Raw genomic sequence first — 18,648 nt, forward strand, 5'->3', positions numbered from 1 at the left:
AAGGCTCCTTTTTAAAACGTTAGAACTGGTCTTCACTCAGCGCCATGACAGTGTCTGCTCCGCTTTCGATACGGGCCAGATGCAGCGCAGTCGCTGGTAGGCGACGTGCCATATAGTAACGGCCTGTGGCGAGCTTCGTCTCGTAGAACGCTGCGTCAGCGGGGGATGACGCGAGGGCATCAAGGCTGGCGCGGGCCATACGCGCCCACATCAGACCCAAGCAGACATGGCCCATCATGTGCATGAAGTCTGTCGAGCCAGCGAGGGCGGCGTTCGGGTTCTTCATGCCGTTTTGCATAAAGAACATGCCTGCAGCCTGAAGATCCTTCGAGGCCTTTTTGAGCGGCTCGATGAAGGGTTCCATGCCCTCAACATCTTTTTGCTCGGCACAGTAGCTCTTGATCATCTCAAAGAAGGCCATGACATGCTTGCCGCCGTCTTGGGCGAGCTTGCGGCCGACAAGATCAAGCGCTTGGACGCCGTTGGCGCCTTCGTAGATCATCGCGATGCGCGCATCGCGGGTGAACTGCGACATACCCCATTCTTCGATGTAACCGTGGCCGCCATAGACTTGCTGCGCCTCAACAGTCATGGCGTAGCCGACATCTGTGAGGAAGCCTTTGATGACGGGTGTCATAAGAGAGATCAGGCCATCGGCGTCTTTGTCATTTGCGCGGTGCGCGGCATCAATCAGAGAGGACCCCCAGAGAATAAAGGCGCGCGCGCCTTCCACGAAGCTTTTCTGGTCCATCAACATGCGGCGGACATCAGGATGCACGATCAGGGGATCGGCGGGGCCATCTGGATTTTTCACGCCTGTGACATCGCGGCCTTGGAGGCGGTCTTTGGCATAGACAACTGCGTTTTGGTAAGCTGCTTCGGCTTGTGCGACGCCCTGCATGCCGACACCGATGCGGGCCTCGTTCATCATTGTGAACATGGCGCGCATGCCTTTGTGCTCGGTTCCGAGGAGATAGCCAGTCGCTTCGTCATAGTTCATCACACAGGTCGAGTTGCCGTGAATGCCCATTTTCTCTTCGAGAGCGCCACAGCTCACGCCGTTGCGCGCACCAAGGGAGCCATCTTCGTTGACGATGAATTTGGGCACGATAAAGAGCGACACGCCTTTGATACCGTCAGGGCCACCCGGGATTTTGGCGAGGACCAAGTGAATAATGTTGTCTGCCATCTCGTGCTCGCCCGAAGAGATGAAGATCTTTTGGCCAGAAAGTTTGAAGCTGCCGTCGTCTTGTGGCTCTGCTTTGGTGCGCATGAGGCCAAGGTCTGTTCCGCAGTGTGGCTCGGTCAGGTTCATAGTACCTGTCCATTCGCAGCTGACCATTTTGGGCAGGAATGTTTCTTTTTGGGCGTCGGTGCCGTGGGCAAGGATCGCAGAGGCTGCGCCATGCGTTAGGCCTTGGTACATGGTAAAGGCTTGGTTGGACGCCGAGAACATTTCTCCTACGGCTGTCCCAAGCACATAGGGCATGTTCTGACCGCCGTATTCTTCGGGCATATCAAGTCCAGTCCAACCACCTTCACGGACCTGATCAAACGCTTCTTTGAAGCCTGTCGGGACACGGACCACACCGTTTTCAAGCGAGCAGCCCTCTTTGTCACCGACCGCATTGAGCGGGGCGAGAACGTCTGAGCAAATTTTGCCCGCTTCCTCAAGGACCGCAGCTGTGAAGTCTGGCTCAAGCTCACTGTAGCCTGAAATATCGGATGCGCTGGCTTTGAGAACCTCGTGTAGAACGAATTGAAGGTCTTTAACGGGGGCTGTGTAACTCGGCATGTGGTCTCTCCCTGAAGTCTTTTTTTGCGGTCTGTTCTGTTTATTCGGCGGCGTCTTTGCCTTCGGCCATTGCCGCAAGTGTCTGTGCGACGCCGTTAATCTGGTCGCCGAGGTCCTTGATCGCTAGGGTGAGTTCGTCACGCTGGCGAACCATGTCCGCAAGGCGCTCTTGAGCGATTGCAAATGTGCGGGCGAGCTGTGTCTGCTGCTGGTCGCCGACATGGTAAAGCTCAAGCAGCTGGCGGATTTCTTCGAGAGAAAACCCAAAGCGCTTGCCGCGCAGGATGAGCTTGAGGCGACCACGATCGCGGCGTGTGAACAGGCGCTTCTGGCCGTCGCGCAGCGGCGACAAGAGCTCTTTGGCTTCATAGAAACGCAAGGTGCGGGGCGTCACATCATAGGTGTCGCACATCTCGCGGATCGTCATCAGTTTATCTGTATCAGGCATGAAAACATCTCGTTTGAGGAACGCGTGATATTTAGATGCAAAGCTTGGCCGAGTCGTTCAAGGGGAAGTTGACGTTTACGTAAACGATACGTTGCGTCACTTCTTGGTTTGAAGGGTTTCCAGTGTCTCTCGGCGGTTTTCCGTCAGCTCTTCAATAGCAGTGTTGAGTTCGGCACGTTGTTTTTCGAGCTCAATGAGCTTGCCATCGGCCATGTCGATCCAGTGCTGGAGTTGGGCTTTTGTACCATGCTCTTCGTAGACCAGCAGGAACTGGCGTATGTCTTCCAGAGGAAAGCCCCAGCGGCGGCCGCGCATGATCAGTGTCATGCGTGCGATCTCGCGAGCGGAGTAAAAGCGCGAGCGGCCTTCGCGCTCGGGCTGAAGCAATTCGATGTATTCATAGTAGCGTAACGTGCGCGGCGTTACGTCGAATTTGGCGCACATGTCTTTGAAGTTTAGCCGTGTGTCCGTCATTCTTAGTCTCCTCGCGCGGACCCTAGGGCGGTGTGGCAAAAGACACAAGACAGACAATTGCGGTGTTACTGCTTGCGAAGGGTGCGGCGGTCTGGAAGTATGTCGCCAACAGAGGCCAAGTGCCCGATGGAGCAAGCGCCCAATGGATAAAACCAAAATTGCCAAACAGTTTATTTCCGCGATCCCACACAGCCGCGCATTGGGCATGGAGCTGACGGATATTTCAGACGGCTACGCGCGAATTGAGATGCCTTATTCCGAGTCTCTTGTGGGCGATCCTGAGACAGGGGTGATCCATGGCGGTGCGGTGTCAGCGCTTATGGATACGTGCTGTGGTGCTGCGGCCATGAGCCATCCGAGCAACCCTGCGGGGACGGCGACGATTGATTTGCGCATTGACTATATGCGCCCAGCGACGCCTGGCCAGACCATCGCTACGGAGGCGCATTGTTACCACATCACCCGCTCAGTTGCCTTTGTGCGGGCTACGGCAACGGATGATGATAAAGAGAATCCAGTGGCTACGGCCACAGGGGCCTTTACGGTGGAGCGCTGAGCATGGCTTACAAACGTCCCGAACCTGTGCAGGTTGTCAAACAACGCCGTGATGCGGCCTTGAGTGCGTTGGTGCACGGTGTGCCTTATATCAACTTTATGGGCATCGAATTTGACCGTCGGGGTGACGAGCTCACGGCTATTCTTCCTTATGATGATAAACTCATTGGCAACCCTTTGTTGCCAGCTCTTCATGGCGGGGCGATCTCCGGATTTATGGAAGTGGCGGCTGTGATTGGGCTTGGCTGGTCTGTGCTTTGGGACGAGATTGAGCGCGGCGATCTGGACGCGGATGAAGTTGTTCAAGGGCATATGCCACGGTTGCCAAAGACCATCGACTTTACCATCGATTATCTTCGCACGGGCCTGCCTCGAGATGCTTATGCGCGTGCAAAAGTGAATCGCTCTGGGCGGCGTTATGCGAGCGTGCATGTCGAGGCGTGGCAAGACAATCGCAACCGCATTTTTGCGCAGGGCACGGGGCACTTCCTGATGCCGCCGCGGCGGGATGAGTGACGCGATAGGCGATAGAGAGATCACCCATCGTCGGGTGCTCAAGATCGCCATTCCCATTTTACTGGCAAATGTGACAATCCCTATTCTCGGCGCGGTGGATACCGCTGTTGTTGGACAAATTCCAGACGCGGCGCCGATTGCGGCGGTGGGCGTGGGCGCTGTGATCATATCGGCCATCTACTGGGTCTTTGGCTTTTTGCGGATGGGCACGACGGGCCTCACCAGCCAAGCAGCGGGACGCGGGGAAGCGGGCGAAGTGGCGGCGCTTTTGACGCGCGCCTTGATGATCGGAGTGGCGGGGGGGCTGTTCTTTGTGCTGATCCAGCCCTTGCTGATCTGGGGAGCCTTTCGCCTTTCGCCTGCGAGCGCGGAAGTCGAGGGGCTGGCGGAGACCTATATGCGAATTCGCATCTTCTCGGCGCCTGCTGCCATTGCGATGTATGGGATTACAGGTTGGTTGATTGCTCAGGAGCGCACGCGGGAAGTCTTGTGGATCCAACTTCTGATGAACGGGGTGAATGTCGGGCTTGATCTTGTTTTCGTCCTTTCGTTTGGCTGGGGTGTTGCTGGGGTCGCTTGGGCCACGTTTATTGCGGAATGGTCAGGGCTGGTGCTTGGGCTGTGGATGTGCCGCGCGGCGTTTGCCCATTCGGCTTGGCGCGATTGGGCGCGGGTGTTTGACCGTATCAAGCTCAAGCGGATGGCTGTGGTGAACAGCGATATTCTGATCCGTTCGCTTTTGTTGCAGGGTATCTTTGTGTCGTTTCTGCTGCTGGGCGGGCGCTTTGGCGATGTGACTTTGGCGGCGAACCAAGTCTTGTTGCAGTTTCTGCACATCACAGGCTATGCGCTTGACGGATTTGCCTTTGCAGCCGAAGCGCTGGTGGGGCAGGCGTTTGGTGCTGCGGCTGTGGCGCGGGTGCGGCGCGCGGCGGTGCTGACCACCTATTGGGCGCTGGCGTTGGGCGTGCTCATGGCGCTGGCCTTCTGTCTCATGGGGCCGATGATCATCGATATTATGACCAAAGCGCCAGATGTGCAGCAAGAGGCGCGTCATTATCTGCCTTGGCTCATTGCGGCGCCTGTGATGATTGTCGGGCTGACACAGTTTGACGGGATATTCATCGGGGCGACGCGCACGGCAGATATGCGCAACATGATGGCGATCGCCTTTGTGATCTATGTGCTCGCCGCTTGGGCCTTGATGCCACGCATGGAAAATCACGGTCTTTGGCTGGCGCTGCATATTTCGTTTATTGCTCGCGCGGGAAGCCTCGCCTTGCGCTACCCCGCTCTTGAGCGTGCGGCTAAAGCAGGCTGAGCACGGCCTCGGGCGGGCGGCCAATGACGGCTTTCTCCCCCGCAAACACAATCGGGCGCTCGATGAGCTTGGGAATGCGGGCCATGGCGGCGAAGAGTGCATCCTCGGAGCTGTCTTGGCTGAGGCTCTCTGCTTTGAACTCGGACTCGCCTGTGCGCATCATTTTAATGGGCGCGACGCCGAGAGCCTTTGCCGCGGCGCGCAGCTCGGCCTCTCTTGGGGCGTCAGTGAGGTAGAGGCGCACTGTCGGATCTTGGGCTTCAATCAGCGCGAGAGTTTGGCGCGACTTTGAGCAGCGAGGGTTGTGCCAAATGGTTAGATCCATGCGTCACGCCCTGTTCCCACGGCATCGGCCACATTGGCGAAGCCGTCTTTTTCAAGCAGCGTATCAAGGCCTTGAGCGATCTCGCTGGCGAGGCTCAGGCCGTGATAAACGAGCGCTGTATAAAGCTGTACGGCAGACGCGCCTGCGAGGATTTTGGCGTAAGCTTGTTCGGCTGTGGCGATCCCGCCTACACCAACGAGGGGGAGCTTGCCTTCGGTGGCTTTGCTGAGCTTTGCAAGAACGCGTGTGGAGCGCTCAAAGAGCGGCGCGCCAGAAAGCCCGCCTGCCTCGGATTTGGCGGCGCTATGCAGGCCGTCGCGTGACAGGGTGGTGTTGGTTGCGATGATGGCACTCAGGCCTTGAGCGAGAGCAACATCGGCGATTTCGCTGATCTCTGTGTCGGTCAAGTCGGGGGCGATTTTGAGAAAGATGGGCAGAGGCTTTTTGAGCCAGTTGTTGGCCTCCATCACGCCTGCGAGCAGGGCCGAAAGCGCTTCAGCGCCTTGTAGATCGCGCAGCTTTTCTGTGTTGGGGGAGGAGACATTGACCGTGGCAAAGTCAAGATGCGCGCCGCAATAGCTGAGCACGCGGGCGAAGTCTTCGGCGCGGTTCTCGCTGTCTTTGTTGGCGCCAAGATTGAGGCCGATAACGGCGTCTTTCGGGCGATTTGCCAGCCGTGTGTTGGCGGCTTCCATGCCTTGGTTGTTAAAGCCGAAGCGGTTGATGGCGGCTTGGTCTTCGGTCAGGCGGAAAAGGCGGGGCTTGGGGTTGCCCGGCTGTGCGCGGGGTGTCACGGCGCCGACTTCAACAAAGCCGAACCCTGCGCGTGCGAGCGGGGCGAGCACCTCGGCATTTTTGTCAAAGCCCGCGGCGAGGCCGACCGGATTCGGCAGATTAAGGCCTGCAAGCGTGGTCGCCAAACGCGGCGATGTGACGGGACCAGACAGCGGCACGAGGCCGAGTTTGAGCGCAGATATGGCAAGGCCGTGGGCGCGCTCTGGATCAAAGGCGTGCATGGCTTTGAGTGCGAGGGCTTCGAGCTTAGTCATCGGCCAAGGCCTCTTCGGGAAAGACATGAACGCCATCGACGAGCGGAAGCGGCCAATGCGCGACGACATCTGAAAGTTTCAGCTTGCGGTAAAGATGTGGGAAAAGATCATCGCCACGCGAGACCTCCCATTCGAGGTCGTCATCGACGGCTTCGGCGTCAACCGCCAGTAGCACGAGGCCCTCTTCGCCGGCAAAGTGCTTTGCAGCGGTTTCTTGCGCCTGTGTTGGCGTTGAGAAATGCACATAGCCATCGGCTACATCAATCGGCGCGCCTTGGCTTTCGCCGTTTGCGCGCAGGGCCGCCCATTCGGGGGCGCGGAATATCTTGAGGATCAGCATGAGGCTGTGATGCCTTTTGGACGCGGATTGGTCAAGCGCTACTCTGTGCTGAGAAGCACCACCTCGACGCGTCTGTTGGCTTCGCGGCCTTTGTCTGTGAGGTTGCTTACCACGGGGGAAAGATAACCCATACCTTCGGCTTCCATTTGTGCGGCGGGGATACCATGCGCGGAGGCGAGACGTTGCATGACTGATGTGGCGCGGCGCTTGGAAAGGGCTATGTTGCCCGAGAGCGAGCCGACTGTATCGGTATGGCCGACAAGAGCGACTTTGCGGGTCGGGTTTGCGCGCAGGTATGTTGCAAGGGCCTCAAGGCTAGCAAAGGCACCTTGGCCAAGGTCGGATGAGCCTGTTTCAAAGGTCAGATCAGAGAGGACAGCGTGGCCACGTGTTTCAAGCTCTGTCCCGATGGGGCCTTTGGGCTGGCGCGGGGTGACAACAGGCTGGGCGACAAGTGGTTCGCCACGTTCTGTGGCGAGCGGTGTTGCGCCTTCGGGGGTGACTTGGATGATCTGCACATAGCCTGCGGTGCTGTCGCGACTCACAAGAAGGGTGATATATTCGGAGGCAGCGCTGCCTTCGGGCATGCGTCTTGCGGTGAGGAAGATATAATCAAACAGATCTACGAACATGTCAGGCGCGGGCAAGACATCGGTTGAAAAACGGAAGTCAAAGCCACCGCAGAACCTGTCTTGGCATTTGAACAGAGGGTCAAAGCCTGCTGCGACTAAGCTTTCTTCAATCGGTGTGAGAATCTGTTGGGGTGTAATGCCTTGCTGTGGGATGCGATAGGCTTGTTTTGTAATGCGGCCCTGCACCTCGAACACAGGCAGAAGCCCTGCTGCGTAGGGCGCGACGGGGGCGGAATAGCTCGCGGCGCTTTTGACGACTTCGCGGGTGAGGCGCGCGTTGGCAGGCAGCGCGAGAGCTTCGGCAAGAAGCGGCGCGGCGGTCAGACACATGAGCGCCAGAGCAGCGCTGAAAACGTTAGCGCGATTGCGCGTGATACTCGTCATTTGGGCGCATATCTGTGGCGGAGGCCACACGGTTGGTCATGTTGTAAAAGCCTGCGACATTGGCAATGTCCCAGATGTCGCGGTCCGAAAAGCCTACGGCGCGCAGGGCCTCGCGGTCGGCCTCAACGATTGTGTAGCTGGCGACAGTGATTTTCTCGGAAAAAGAGAGCATCGCGGTTTGGCGGGCGTCAAGATCGGCAGCACGCCAGTTCATCACCAGCATTTCACCAAGCATCGGATCACCCGAGAGCTGGCGAACAGCTTGGCCATGAGCTGTGAGGCAGTAAAAGCATTTGTTGATCGAGGAGACCGCGACGGCGATCATCTCGCGCTCAAGCTTGCTCAGGCCGCTTTGGGCGAGCATCAGGTCATTGTAGAGCGCTGTGAAGGCGTTGAGCTTGTCTATGTCAAAGGCATAGGCTTGCAGCACGTTTGGCACGAGGCCGAGCTTGTCCTGACAGATATCAAAGTATTTCTGCGTCTCGTCGGGGAGCGGATCAAGCATCGGAAGGTCAAGTGCAGTCGGTTGTTTATGGCTCATGTCTGGCCCTCTTTCTTCAAGCGGTAGTGATACTGTCCCACAGATGTCATGCCGAGGGAAGTGTAGAGCGCGTTGCCCGCCTGATTGGCTTGAGTGACCACAAGCGAGATATGGCTTGCCCCGTTGCGCGCGGCCCAGTGGGCGAGTTCGTACATGGCGAACTTGCCCATGCTTTGATGGCGCTGATGGGGCAAGACCTCAAGCGCATGAACCATGGCGACACCGTCATGAATGGCACAAAATGCTGCGGCGGCAGGGTGATCATTGAGACGTCCGATGAGGCCTGTCTTTGGGCCTTGGGCGCGGTGCATCACATCAATTCGGCCCTCAGTGATGCCGCCTTTGGCCCAGATGTCGAGCATGATTGCCAGTGGTTCCCATGCCAGAAGCGCGCAGATGCGCGGCGGGTGTTTCTCGGCAAAGATTGAAACGGGAGCGACGTAAGCTGTGACGGGGTCATGGATCACATAGCCTTGCTCTGCGAGGAGTGCATCGAGCGTCTCGTCGCCTTCGCGGATCATGAAGAGATTGGGCTGGCCCATCGCCTTCATCTGCGCTTCGGCTGTGGCGATATCCTCGACAGTGAAGGGGCCACGGGCGGTTGTGGCGCTGACGCGCTGGCCGCCGCCTGCGCCGCGCCGAAAGAGCCATGGGCCTGTCTGCATATATTCGGCGGCAGGCCATGTGCCATCGACCACATCATAGATTTTCTGGATGCTAGGGAGAGTCATGCGGGGAATATCTCGGCGAGCTCGCACATGGCCTTGTCCAACAGAGGGCCATCAGAGCTGCGCATAACGATGTTTGCGCCGTATACGCCATTGTCTTGAAACGGGTAGGAGCCGATAGACAACGCGGGGTAGCGCGCGGCCAGATCAGCCAAGGGGCCTGCGATATCGCCTTCGCCGCGGTTGATGCGCAGGGTTTGGCTCAGCAGTGGCGCGCCGCCTGTGAGGGTCGGCAAGACCGTGGCGAGCATGGCTTGGAAGACAGACGGGACGCCGGCCATGACATGAACATTGTTAAGTGTGAAGCCGGGCGCGACGGATACAGGGTTGTCAATAAGCGTCGCGCCATCAGGGATGCGCGCCATGCGCATACGGGCGGCGTTGAACTCTCGGCCGGTCTCTTCATAGAAGGCGGCGAGCAATGCGCGGGCATCATCGCGCACATCGATATGTGCGCCGAAGGCTTCTGCTATACAATCAGCGGTGATGTCATCATGGGTTGGGCCAATGCCGCCTGATGTGAACACTGTGTCATAAGCCGCAGAGAGCGCCTGAACCGCCGCGACAATAGCGGGGGCATCATCAGACACAACACGGACCTCCGAAAGTGTGATGCCTGCTTTGGTTAGTTCGCCTGCGAGGTGATGCATATTGGCGTCGCGGGTGCGGCCTGAGAGAATCTCGTCGCCGATGACGAGCATTGCGGCTGTTGGGTTGCTCATGCGGTGTTCCTTGAAGCTTTGTTGGCTTGGGTATAGGCCGTATATCATGCGCTTTCAAACCCCACTTGAGCCTGCGACACTCTTGCGCCGCTATAAACGCTTTCTTGCTGATATCCGCTTCGCGGACGGACGCGAGGCAGTGGCGCATTGTGCAAATCCTGGCTCGATGATGGGGCTGGCCGAGACCGGCATGCGCATTTGGGTGGAGCCCAATGACGACCCCAAGAAAAAGCTCAAATATGGCTGGCGGCTTGTGGAGCATGGTGGCGGGGATTTTACGGGGGTGGATACCTCTGCTGCGAACCGTGTTGTCAAGGCGGGGCTTGAGGCCCGCGCTATTGCCGGGCTTGAATATGATGGGGTGCGCCCTGAAGTGAAATACGGTGAAAAGAGCCGTGTAGACTTTCTGCTGCAAGGTGGTGCACGTGATATTTATCTTGAGGTGAAATCGGTCACGCTGATGCGGACCGCAGGGCTTGCCGAATTCCCAGACTCTGTCACTGCGCGGGGACTGAAGCATTTGCAGGAGCTGACTACGATGGTCTCGCAAGGGCATCGGGCTGTGCTTTTGTTTCTAGTCCAGCGCACGGATGCGAAAGTGGTGAGCGTGGCGGGAGATATTGATGCGGCTTATGCAGCTGGGTTGCGCGCGGCTCTGGCGGCGGGCGTCGAGGCTCTGGCGTATGATTGTGTGATTGACCTGCAAGGTATCACCCTTGGAAAGCCGTTGGATTTTCAGTTTTGAACTGTTGCTGCGCACGGGGCTTGAGGCTTGGGGTGGCCCTTGGGCTTGATCCGATTTATGTAGAGCCAAAGTGATCAGATATAGATGAGGCCAGCACCGTGGGTGAGAAGCATAACGGACCAGTGACGAGAGACGGTATTCGCATTCATAGCGAGGCCGATTTTGCAGGGATGCGCGCGGCGGGGCGCTTGGCAGCAGACATTCTGGACCGCATTGGCGAGCATGTTTTTGTTGGACAGAGCACAGCTGAGATTGACCGTATCGTTGAGGACATGGTCAATGCGGCGGGAGCCAAATCAGCCACCATCGGCTATAAAGGCTATGAACACGCGAGCTGTATTTCGATTAACCATGTGGTGTGTCACGGCATCCCCTCAGACAAAAAGCTCAAGGATGGCGACATTCTCAACATCGATGTGACGGTGATTGTTGACGGCTGGTTTGGCGATACAAGCCGAATGTTTGTGGCGGGTAAACTTGGCCGCAAGGCGGAACGTCTGATCGAGATTACCCATGAAGCGCTGTTCAAGGGGATTGAAGCGGTCAAGCCTGGCAACACTTTTGGCGATATTGGCTACGCGATCCAGAGCTTTGTTGAAGCGCAGCGCATGTCAGTGGTGCGCGACTTCTGTGGGCACGGGCTTGGCACTGTGTTTCATGCGCCGCCAAATGTTTTGCATTACGGGCGCGAAGGCACGGGGCCTGTTTTGGAGGAGGGTATGTTCTTTACCATCGAGCCGATGGTGAACCTTGGGCGGCCTGAAACCAAAGTTCTGGCGGACGATTGGACGGCTGTGACGCGGGACAAGTCTCTCAGCGCGCAGTTTGAGCACTCGATTGGCGTGACTGCGACGGGCTATGAGATCTTTACCCTGTCGCCTGCTGGGCGGTTTCACCCGACGTATGGCTAGGGCTAGGCACGCAGGAGCGTGATGACTGTGCTGCCGTATTTGCGCTGATCCTCTAGCGTGAAGCCTTGAGGCGCATACATTGGCGCGCTTTCTTCCCAGACAACGAGCGCATCCTCAGAGAGCCAGCCTTGGGCACGGGCGGAGGCGAGAGCCTGTTCGCCCAAAGCTTTGCCATAGGGGGGATCTAGAAAGACCAGATTGCAGGGGACTTTGGCTGGAGGAAGGCTTGTGGCGTCACTTTTGAGAAGGGTCGCGTCTTGCGTGCGGCGGGCTTTGGTCAGGTTCTCTAGGATGAGCTTTTGGCCTGCGCGCCCATTTTCTACATAGGTTACATGGGTTGCGCCACGGCTGAGCGCTTCGAGGCCAAGTGCGCCTGTGCCTGCGAAGAGATCAAGCACGCGCGCACCAGAGGGCTGGCCGTAATGTGAGAGGATATTGAAGAGGCTTTCGCGCACGCGGTCTGACGTGGGGCGCAAGTGGGCGTCTGTGTCGCCTTGGCCAACGCTTGCAAGCTGAAGGCCGCGATGTTGTCCTGCAATAATCCTCACGCCGACATCAGCGCTTTAAGCTCTGTGGCGGGGTCTGCGACCAATTCTGGCGCGGGAGATTTGCCTGCCTCGATGAGGCGCTTGCCAATCATATAGGCGCGAGGATCATTGGCCGCGTCGACAGCGAGGAGCGTCTGCCCCCCGTAATACCAGAAGGAGACTGCGCCGTCTTTTTCGCCTTTGCGGGTGACGACGCGGTCATAGCCTGTGTTGAGGCCCGCGATCTGGAGTTTGACGTCGTATTGATCCGACCAGAACCAAGGCTTGGCCGTGTATTCAACGGCTTTGCCAAGCATATTTTGTGCGACGATCTCGGCCTGATCGATGGCGTTTGGCACAGACTCAAGGCGGATGCGTCCGTCACGATACGGGAATGACGCGCAATCGCCTGCGGCCCAGATGTGGGCGTCAGAGGTGCGCCCGTGTGCGTCTGTCATGATGCCGTTGTCCAGCGTGAGGCCTGCGGCTTCGGCCAGAGCTGTGGCGGGGGCAATGCCAACGCCGACAAGGGCGAAGTCGATCTCAAGGATCGTTCCGTCTGACAGTTCCGCCCCTGTGACGCGGGTGTCGCCAATGAGGCGGGTGAGCCCTGTGCCTTCAAGGATATTGACCCCGTGTGCTGTATGCAAAGCACGGAAGTAATCTGATGTTTCGGGCGAGGCGACGCGCTGCAGGATACGGTCGGCCATTTCGACCAGAGTGACATTGAGGCCCTTTTTGGCGGCCACGGCAGCGGCCTCAAGGCCGATATAGCCTCCACCAATAATCAGGACGCGTTTGCCTTCGCCAAATTCTGGCTCCATCGCGTCGACATCGGACAAGCCGCGCACGACATAGACTCCGTCAAGCGCGCCGCCGATTGCGGCGGGCAGACGGCGAGGGGTCGAGCCTGTTGTGAGCGCGAGCTGGTCGTAGGCGAGTGTTTCGCCATCAACCGTCAGCGTCTTGGCGGCGGGATCAATCGCGCTGACATGTGCGCCGAGGCGCAGGGAAATGTTCTGATCGGCATAAAAACTTTCGGGGCGCAGGTAGAGCCGCTCAAGTTCCATATCGCCCAAGAGATAGGCCTTGGAGAGTGGCGGGCGCTGGTAGGGGGGCGCAGTTTCCTCGCCAATCAGGGTGATCTCTCCATCAAAGCCTTCGTTTCGCAGCTTGGCGACAAGAGACGCTCCTGCCTGACCTGCTCCTACAACGACGATATGAGACATTAGTGTGATCCTTCTGCTGGCCCTGACCGTAAAGAACCCTATATGCTTTCAAGAGACAATCGCAAACAGGGAGAGACACGGATTATGACGATTTCAGTTGGAGACAAGCTGCCAGAGGTGGCGGTAATGACGCTTGGTGCGGACGGGCCTGCGCCCGTGGAGTTGGGCGAAAAGCTCAAAGGGCGCAAGGTTGTGATCTTTGCTGTTCCAGGCGCCTACACGCCGACTTGTCATTCGGCACATGTGCCAAGCTTCGTTCGCCAGAAAGAGGCGCTTGCCGCCAAGGGCGTGGAGGAGATCATCTGCCTTTCGGTCAATGACCCATGGGTTATGAACGCTTGGGGCGAGGCTACGGGCGCGGCAGGTGAGGGCATCACAATGCTTGCGGATTCTTCAGGTGCTTTTACCAAGGCGATTGGCATGGATTTTGATGCGCCGCCCGTTGGCTTTGTGAGCCGCTCCAAGCGCTATGCTTTGATGGCAGAGGATGGCGTTGTGAAAGTACTGCACGCCGAAGAGAGCCCTGGAACTTGCGAAATTTCTGGTGGTGAAGCGATGGTTGCTGCGCTTTAAGCCAACCAAATTAGAGAACCTCGTTTGGCCCCCTTTCCGAGGGGGCCTTTCTTTATGAGCTTTTACATTGTCGTCAGACGCATTAGGCAGCACTAACTTCAAAGGTCAGGGGCCGAGCATGGCGCAAAAAGCTACGATATATAAAGTTGAACTTTCTGTGTCTGATATGGATCGTCATTACTACGAGACGCATAAGTTGACTGTTGCAAAGCACCCGTCGGAGACGGATGAGCGCTTGATGGTTCGCTTGCTCGCTTTTGCTCTGAATGCGCATGAGCAGTTGGAGATGACCAAGGGGATTTCGACGGACGATGAGCCCGACATTTGGCAAAAGAGCTTGAGCAATGAGCTTGAGCTATGGGTTTCACTGGGGCAACCGAGTGAGAAGCTTGTGCGGCAATCCTGCGGCAAGGCGAGTAAAGTGGCTATTTACAGCTATGGCGGCCGGACCGCAGAGATGTGGTGGGACAAGCTTAAGAACAGCACGAGCCGTTTTGACAACCTTCAGGTTATGAACCTGTCGGAGAAAGACACTGGCGAGCTGGCAAAACTGGCGAACCGCTCGATGAAACTTCAGGTCAACATTCAGGACGGAGAAGTTATGGTCAGCGGTGATGAGGGCATGGTTTATGTGACGCTTGTGGAGTGGAAAAGCGCTGGTCAGTGACGGGTTGGTGTGCGCTCACACGCCTTCTTTAGAAACTGTCCATCTTCCGTGCGAGCTTTGCGTCAAGTGAGCTGAGGCCGCCTGCATCGTGGGTTGTGAGCGTGACAGTGACGCGGTTGTAGACATTGCTCCATTCTGGGTGATGGTTCCACTTTTCGGCCCATAGCGCGGCCTGTGTCATCCAGCCGAAGGCCTCAGTAAAGTCTTTGAATTTGTATGTTTTTGTGATGGCGTCGCGGGTTTCGTCCTGCGCCCAGCCGTTTTCAAACAGGGGCTCGAGGAGTTGTTCGCGGGCCGTATCGCTGAGAACTTCTATCAATCTTGTTCCTCCCTTTTGTCGGATTTGAACGGGCCATAGCCTGTCAATATTTCGATTTCTTCGCCAATCGCGCGGTGCTCTGATACGAGATACTGCTCGACTGCGCGCGAGAAGCCTTCGTCAGCGAGCCAGTGCAGCGAGTGGCAGGTTGTGGGCAGATACCCGCGCGCCAACTTGTGTTCGCCTTGTGCACCGGCTTCGACACGAGGCAGGCCCAGCTCAATAGCGGCCTCGATGGCTTGATAGTAACACAGCTCGAAATGTAGGCAGCGGTGATCTTCGACACAGCCCCAGTAGCGGCCGAAAAGCGCCTGCTCGCCTATGAAGTTGAGCGCACCTGCGATGGGTACGCCGTCACGCTCGGCCAATATCAGGATCATGTCGTCGCGCAGGGTCTCTTGGGCGATATCGAAAAATTCGCGGGTCAGGTAGGGCGTGCCCCATTTGCGACGGCCTGTATCTTGGTAGAACTGCCAGAAGGCGTCCCAATGTTCGGCTTTGATCTGATCGCCTGTGAGGCGACGGATGGTTCCGCCAAAGTTTTGCGCCTCGGTGCGCTCGCGGCGGATGTTCTTGCGCTTGCGTGCGGTCAGGGTTGTGAGGAAGTCTGCAAAGGTTTCAAAACCGTGGTTTTCCCAATGAAACTGCTGCGTGGTCCGGCGCAGAAGGCCCATGGCGGCGCCTGCTATTGCTTCATCTTCTGTGCAGAAGGTCACATGCAGCGAACTGACGCCTTGCTCTGCGGCGACTTGGATCGCGCCTTGGACGAGGGCGGGCATGGCAACCGTCTCAAAGCCCTCCCGAGCAAGAAAGCGTGGACCTGTGGCTGGTGTAAAGGGCACGGCGATTTGGAACTTTGGGTAATACTGTCCACCTGCGCGGGTGAAGGCATCGGCCCAGTTGAAATCAAAGATATATTCGCCTTGCGAGTGTGATTTGCCGTAGAGCGGAGCACAGCCGATGATCTGGCCGTCTTGGTGCACCGTGAGATAGAGCGGCTGCCATCCTGTGCCAGGACCGACCGAGCTGCTTTCTTCGAGTGCTAGAAGGAAGCGATGGGTTGTGAACGGGTCACGCGGGCGGGGACCGAGGGCATGGGCGCAGGCATCCCAATCGGCTTGCGGGATGTCGCGCAAGCTGGGATTGAGGCTGATTTCAATTTGCGCGTCACTGTCCATCTTGGCCTCAATATTGTTGCAGAAAGCCGCGCTTTCAAGCAGGCAAGTAGCCTTCGAACGTGACGTTATCGGCGATTTGGCGCGCGGCTTGCTCTTCTGTACTGGAGCGTATGGTCCAGCAGAGAATTGGCACGTTTTGGGCTTTGAGGGTTGTCACAGGGGCACTTCTTAAATCGCTGGCCTGATGGCTTATGAAGCTTGAGCCCGTGCGATTAAAATCGGGGATTGGGACAAGCTCGACGAGGCGGGCCTTGGGGAACGTGGGCCAGTCTTCGGGGAGATAGTCACATGTTGTGAGGCCCCGCGGGATATGGGGCGCGAGGTCGGCAAGGGCCGCAACAGAATGGGGATTAAACGACATCAAGGCGACATCGCCGTTGTAGCCTGCGAGAGCTTTGATGGTGGCGTCTTCGAGGGGGCCGACATTGGGGCCGAGGGCGCCATCCTGATCCTTTAGCTCGATCAGAAGCGGCACACGGCCTGCGACAAGAGCGAGCGTCTCAGACAGTGTCGGAATACCTTCAACGCCGCCTGTGAGGGGGATATCTCCAAGGGCGGCGGCTGTGCGCTGTGCGACTGCGCCTTTTTCGCTCGTCAGGCGTTCAAGCGAATAGTCATGGAACACCATCGCTATGCCGTCTTGAGAGAGTTGCAAGTCCAGCTCGATCCCATAGCCGCGGGCAATAGCAGCTTCAAAGGAGGCGAGGCTGTTCTCTGGGATGCCATTTGGCAGGTTATGCAGGCCCCGATGGGTGATCGGAGCCTGAAGGAAGCTTTGGGGCAACGCAGGTTTTTGCATTATTTGATCTCGAAGATGCCTTCGATTTCTACTGCGACGCCGAGGGGCAAAGAGACTGCCGAAACGGCTGAGCGTGCGTGCCGGCCGATGTCGCCGAGCGCTTCGACCATGAAATCGGAGGCGCCATTGATCACCTTGGGCTGCTCTGTATAGTCGGCTGTCGAGTTTACAAACCCTACAAGTTTGACAACCCGCACAAGGCGGTCCAGATCACCGTCGCAGGCCGCTTTGAGCTGTGCCAGAAGGCTGAGCGCACAGGTGCGCGCTGCGGCGGCGCCTTCTTCAGTTGTCATGTTGTCACCAAGCTTGCCGACAATAAGGCCCTCTTCTCCATTGGAAATTTGGCCTGAGACATAGACTGTGTTGCCTGTCACGACGAAGGGCACATAGTTGGCTGCGGGCGCTGGGGCTGCAGGCAGGGTGATACCCATCTCATTGAGGCTTTGTTCTAGTTTGCTGCTCATCTCGTGTCTCCTGAATTTGGCGAGTCGGAGTGAGGCTAGCGGGAAATGCGCCGCGCCGATACGGCAAAAGCGACTTGTCTTATTCGCGGAAGGCCTGCTCGAAATAATCCCAGAGCGGTTTGATGAGATAGTCCATCGGACTACGCTCAGAGGTGAGGATGAAGGCTTCGGCGGGCATGCCTGGAATAAGCACGGCACCTTCGGGAAGCTTGGCAAGCTCGCCTGTATTCAGAGCAATTTCTGCTCGGTAATAGGATGTGCCTTGGGCCTCATCCATGAAGGCATCGGCAGATACGGTGACGACTTGGCCGTAGAGCTCTGGCGTACGGCGCTGATCAAGGGCTGAGAAGCGTAAGTTTACGCTTTGGCCTGCGTAGACCTTATCAATATGAATAACGGGGACTTGAGCCGCGATCACGAGGGGGCGGTCTTGTGGGACGACATAGAGAACGGGCTCAGCCGCGCGGATGACGGCGCGTGGGGTGTTGACGGTGAGACCATATACAATACCTGAAGCTGGCGCTTGGATGGCGAGGCGGGACAGCCGCTCGGAAAGACGCTGGCGGCGCTCTCTCAGTTCAAGCTCTTGCACTCGCAAATCGCGCAGCTGGCTGATCGCCTCTTCCCGCAGGGAGCTGGTGAGTTTGAGACTTTCGATATCAAGCTCGGTGGTACGGCCTTCGGCTTGGGCTTTGTTGGAGCGCAACTCGCCCACTTGTCCCAAGAGGCGCGCTTCTTCTCGGCGCAGTGCGAGCACACGGGAGGCTTGGGCGAGGCCGCGTTCCAGCAGGCTGTTTTGGGCTTCTAGTTCTTCGCTGATCAGGGCGATTTGTTGAACGAGTGCTTCTGTTTGAGCTTCGATGCCGCGGACCTGATCGAGGATTTGCTCCCGGCGTTTTGCAAGTTGTTCACGCTCGCGGGTGACGCTTTCAGCGCGGGCATCAAAAAGGCGCGTCTGACCATCCATCAGCTCGGCGATTTCGGCTGAGGTTTTGGCGAGCTGGTCAAGCTCTGGATCGAATGTGAGGGAGGAAGATGTATCCCGTTCGGCCTCAAGGCGCGCGCGGCGAGCCATCAGCTCGAACAGCTGACTTTGCACGATTGTGAACTCTGAGCCAAGCGAGGCGCTGTCGAGCTTGATTAGGGTTTGGCCTGCAGACACTCTGTCGCCTTCCTTGATCAAAATCTCGGCCACAATGCCGCCGTCGAGATGCTGAACGATCTGGCGGTTTTGTTCGACTTCGACGCGACCTGATGCGACGATGGCTCCCGCGAGAGAGCTGAAAATGGACCAGCTGCCAAAGCCGCCGACGAGCAGCATTAGGGCGAACAGACCGACAAACACAGGCATGCGTGCTGGCCAAGCACGGTTGATCTCGGTGCGGGCTGCTTGGGCTTCACTGAGT

At 57.7% G+C, this 18,648-nt stretch carries 24 protein-coding genes; 7 read left to right on the top strand and 17 right to left on the bottom strand.

Annotated elements, in window-relative coordinates; all coding sequences use genetic code 11:
• Positions 1 to 19: 19 nt before the first annotated feature.
• From DSM117340_RS01050 to DSM117340_RS01060, 3 genes are all read right to left on the bottom strand, one after another.
• Entirely contained in the window at positions 20 to 1,795 is a 1,776-nt protein-coding gene (locus DSM117340_RS01050; protein ID WP_089887153.1) for an acyl-CoA dehydrogenase C-terminal domain-containing protein, read from the bottom strand.
• Positions 1,796 to 1,835: 40 nt separating this feature from the next.
• Positions 1,836 to 2,243: a MerR family DNA-binding transcriptional regulator gene (locus DSM117340_RS01055; protein WP_089887155.1), complete on the bottom strand. Its 408-nt coding sequence runs from the start codon at positions 2,241 to 2,243 to the stop codon at positions 1,836 to 1,838.
• 96 nt (positions 2,244 to 2,339) lie between these two features.
• Positions 2,340 to 2,717 (bottom strand): MerR family DNA-binding transcriptional regulator, encoded by a 378-nt coding sequence (locus tag DSM117340_RS01060; RefSeq protein WP_089887157.1) that lies wholly within the window; start codon positions 2,715 to 2,717, stop codon positions 2,340 to 2,342.
• Between the two features lie 142 nt (positions 2,718 to 2,859).
• Between DSM117340_RS01060 and DSM117340_RS01065 the strand changes: the two genes are divergently transcribed.
• The 3 genes from DSM117340_RS01065 to DSM117340_RS01075 are packed head-to-tail and all read left to right on the top strand — an operon-like array spanning position 2,860 to position 5,109.
• The gene (locus DSM117340_RS01065) at positions 2,860 to 3,273 is read left to right on the top strand and encodes a PaaI family thioesterase (protein WP_089887159.1); all 414 of its coding nucleotides are present in this window, start codon (positions 2,860 to 2,862) and stop codon (positions 3,271 to 3,273) included.
• A gap of 2 nt (positions 3,274 to 3,275) precedes the next feature.
• Positions 3,276 to 3,788: a PaaI family thioesterase gene (locus DSM117340_RS01070; protein WP_089887160.1), complete on the top strand. Its 513-nt coding sequence runs from the start codon at positions 3,276 to 3,278 to the stop codon at positions 3,786 to 3,788.
• Positions 3,781 to 5,109, top strand: coding sequence for an MATE family efflux transporter (locus tag DSM117340_RS01075; protein ID WP_089887162.1), 1,329 nt, complete (start codon positions 3,781 to 3,783; stop codon positions 5,107 to 5,109). Before DSM117340_RS01070 ends, DSM117340_RS01075 begins: the two co-directional genes overlap by 8 nt.
• On the opposite strand, the gene arsC is transcribed toward DSM117340_RS01075, so the two are convergent.
• The 7 genes from arsC to DSM117340_RS01110 are packed head-to-tail and all read right to left on the bottom strand — an operon-like array spanning position 5,096 to position 9,830.
• A complete protein-coding gene (gene arsC, locus DSM117340_RS01080) occupies positions 5,096 to 5,434 on the bottom strand; it encodes an arsenate reductase (glutaredoxin) (RefSeq protein WP_089887164.1) in 339 nt (112 codons plus the stop codon). The two genes, DSM117340_RS01075 and arsC, sit on opposite strands and share 14 nt — an antisense overlap.
• Positions 5,425 to 6,483 (bottom strand): quinone-dependent dihydroorotate dehydrogenase, encoded by a 1,059-nt coding sequence (locus DSM117340_RS01085; protein WP_089887165.1) that lies wholly within the window; start codon positions 6,481 to 6,483, stop codon positions 5,425 to 5,427. Before DSM117340_RS01085 ends, arsC begins: the two co-directional genes overlap by 10 nt.
• Complete coding sequence (locus DSM117340_RS01090; protein WP_089887167.1) at positions 6,476 to 6,823, bottom strand: DUF952 domain-containing protein; 348 nt, start codon at positions 6,821 to 6,823, stop codon at positions 6,476 to 6,478. The genes DSM117340_RS01085 and DSM117340_RS01090 overlap by 8 nt, the downstream gene beginning before the upstream one ends.
• Positions 6,824 to 6,861: 38 nt before the next feature.
• A complete protein-coding gene (locus DSM117340_RS01095) occupies positions 6,862 to 7,839 on the bottom strand; it encodes an OmpA family protein (RefSeq protein ID WP_245724330.1) in 978 nt (325 codons plus the stop codon).
• Positions 7,811 to 8,380: a peroxidase-related enzyme gene (locus tag DSM117340_RS01100; protein WP_089887168.1), complete on the bottom strand. Its 570-nt coding sequence runs from the start codon at positions 8,378 to 8,380 to the stop codon at positions 7,811 to 7,813. Before DSM117340_RS01100 ends, DSM117340_RS01095 begins: the two co-directional genes overlap by 29 nt.
• Positions 8,377 to 9,111 carry a GNAT family N-acetyltransferase gene (locus tag DSM117340_RS01105; RefSeq protein ID WP_089887170.1) on the bottom strand — a complete coding sequence of 245 codons (735 nt, stop codon included), beginning with the start codon at positions 9,109 to 9,111 and terminating at the stop codon, positions 8,377 to 8,379. The genes DSM117340_RS01100 and DSM117340_RS01105 overlap by 4 nt, the downstream gene beginning before the upstream one ends.
• Positions 9,108 to 9,830, bottom strand: coding sequence for a molybdopterin-binding protein (locus DSM117340_RS01110; RefSeq protein WP_089887172.1), 723 nt, complete (start codon positions 9,828 to 9,830; stop codon positions 9,108 to 9,110). Before DSM117340_RS01110 ends, DSM117340_RS01105 begins: the two co-directional genes overlap by 4 nt.
• 46 nt (positions 9,831 to 9,876) lie before the next feature.
• On the opposite strand from DSM117340_RS01110, the gene sfsA reads away from it, so the two are divergent.
• Positions 9,877 to 10,575, top strand: coding sequence for a DNA/RNA nuclease SfsA (sfsA, locus tag DSM117340_RS01115; RefSeq protein WP_089887173.1), 699 nt, complete (start codon positions 9,877 to 9,879; stop codon positions 10,573 to 10,575).
• 98 nt (positions 10,576 to 10,673) lie between these two features.
• A complete protein-coding gene (gene map / locus DSM117340_RS01120) occupies positions 10,674 to 11,486 on the top strand; it encodes a type I methionyl aminopeptidase (RefSeq protein ID WP_089887175.1) in 813 nt (270 codons plus the stop codon).
• A 2-nt stretch (positions 11,487 to 11,488) separates the two neighbouring features.
• On the opposite strand, the gene rsmD is transcribed toward map, so the two are convergent.
• Together rsmD and DSM117340_RS01130 are read right to left on the bottom strand one after the other, a co-directional pair.
• Positions 11,489 to 12,034 carry a 16S rRNA (guanine(966)-N(2))-methyltransferase RsmD gene (gene rsmD / locus DSM117340_RS01125; RefSeq protein WP_089887176.1) on the bottom strand — a complete coding sequence of 182 codons (546 nt, stop codon included), beginning with the start codon at positions 12,032 to 12,034 and terminating at the stop codon, positions 11,489 to 11,491.
• Positions 12,031 to 13,242 (bottom strand): FAD-dependent oxidoreductase, encoded by a 1,212-nt coding sequence (locus DSM117340_RS01130; RefSeq protein ID WP_089887178.1) that lies wholly within the window; start codon positions 13,240 to 13,242, stop codon positions 12,031 to 12,033. Before DSM117340_RS01130 ends, rsmD begins: the two co-directional genes overlap by 4 nt.
• A gap of 84 nt (positions 13,243 to 13,326) precedes the next feature.
• Between DSM117340_RS01130 and DSM117340_RS01135 the strand changes: the two genes are divergently transcribed.
• Together DSM117340_RS01135 and DSM117340_RS01140 are read left to right on the top strand one after the other, a co-directional pair.
• The gene (locus DSM117340_RS01135) at positions 13,327 to 13,815 is read left to right on the top strand and encodes a peroxiredoxin (RefSeq protein ID WP_089888848.1); all 489 of its coding nucleotides are present in this window, start codon (positions 13,327 to 13,329) and stop codon (positions 13,813 to 13,815) included.
• A 118-nt stretch (positions 13,816 to 13,933) separates the two neighbouring features.
• Positions 13,934 to 14,482: a YaeQ family protein gene (locus DSM117340_RS01140; protein ID WP_089887180.1), complete on the top strand. Its 549-nt coding sequence runs from the start codon at positions 13,934 to 13,936 to the stop codon at positions 14,480 to 14,482.
• A 28-nt stretch (positions 14,483 to 14,510) separates the two neighbouring features.
• Here DSM117340_RS01140 and DSM117340_RS01145 read toward each other — a convergent pair whose 3' ends face one another.
• From DSM117340_RS01145 to DSM117340_RS01165, 5 genes are all read right to left on the bottom strand, one after another.
• Positions 14,511 to 14,801 (bottom strand): 4a-hydroxytetrahydrobiopterin dehydratase, encoded by a 291-nt coding sequence (locus tag DSM117340_RS01145; RefSeq protein ID WP_089887181.1) that lies wholly within the window; start codon positions 14,799 to 14,801, stop codon positions 14,511 to 14,513.
• Positions 14,798 to 15,979 (bottom strand): GNAT family N-acetyltransferase, encoded by a 1,182-nt coding sequence (locus DSM117340_RS01150; protein ID WP_089887183.1) that lies wholly within the window; start codon positions 15,977 to 15,979, stop codon positions 14,798 to 14,800. Before DSM117340_RS01150 ends, DSM117340_RS01145 begins: the two co-directional genes overlap by 4 nt.
• Positions 15,980 to 16,013: 34 nt before the next feature.
• On the bottom strand, positions 16,014 to 16,778 hold the full coding sequence (locus DSM117340_RS01155; RefSeq protein ID WP_089887184.1) for a glycerophosphodiester phosphodiesterase family protein: 765 nt from the start codon (positions 16,776 to 16,778) through the stop codon (positions 16,014 to 16,016).
• Complete coding sequence (locus tag DSM117340_RS01160) at positions 16,778 to 17,242, bottom strand: RidA family protein (protein ID WP_089887186.1); 465 nt, start codon at positions 17,240 to 17,242, stop codon at positions 16,778 to 16,780. Before DSM117340_RS01160 ends, DSM117340_RS01155 begins: the two co-directional genes overlap by 1 nt.
• A gap of 79 nt (positions 17,243 to 17,321) precedes the next feature.
• A complete protein-coding gene (locus tag DSM117340_RS01165; RefSeq protein ID WP_245724376.1) occupies positions 17,322 to 18,593 on the bottom strand; it encodes an HlyD family type I secretion periplasmic adaptor subunit in 1,272 nt (423 codons plus the stop codon).
• Between the last annotated feature and the right edge of the window lie 55 nt (positions 18,594 to 18,648).

The organism is Lentibacter algarum, from assembly GCF_040580765.1.
Taxonomy (GTDB): domain Bacteria; phylum Pseudomonadota; class Alphaproteobacteria; order Rhodobacterales; family Rhodobacteraceae; genus Lentibacter; species Lentibacter algarum.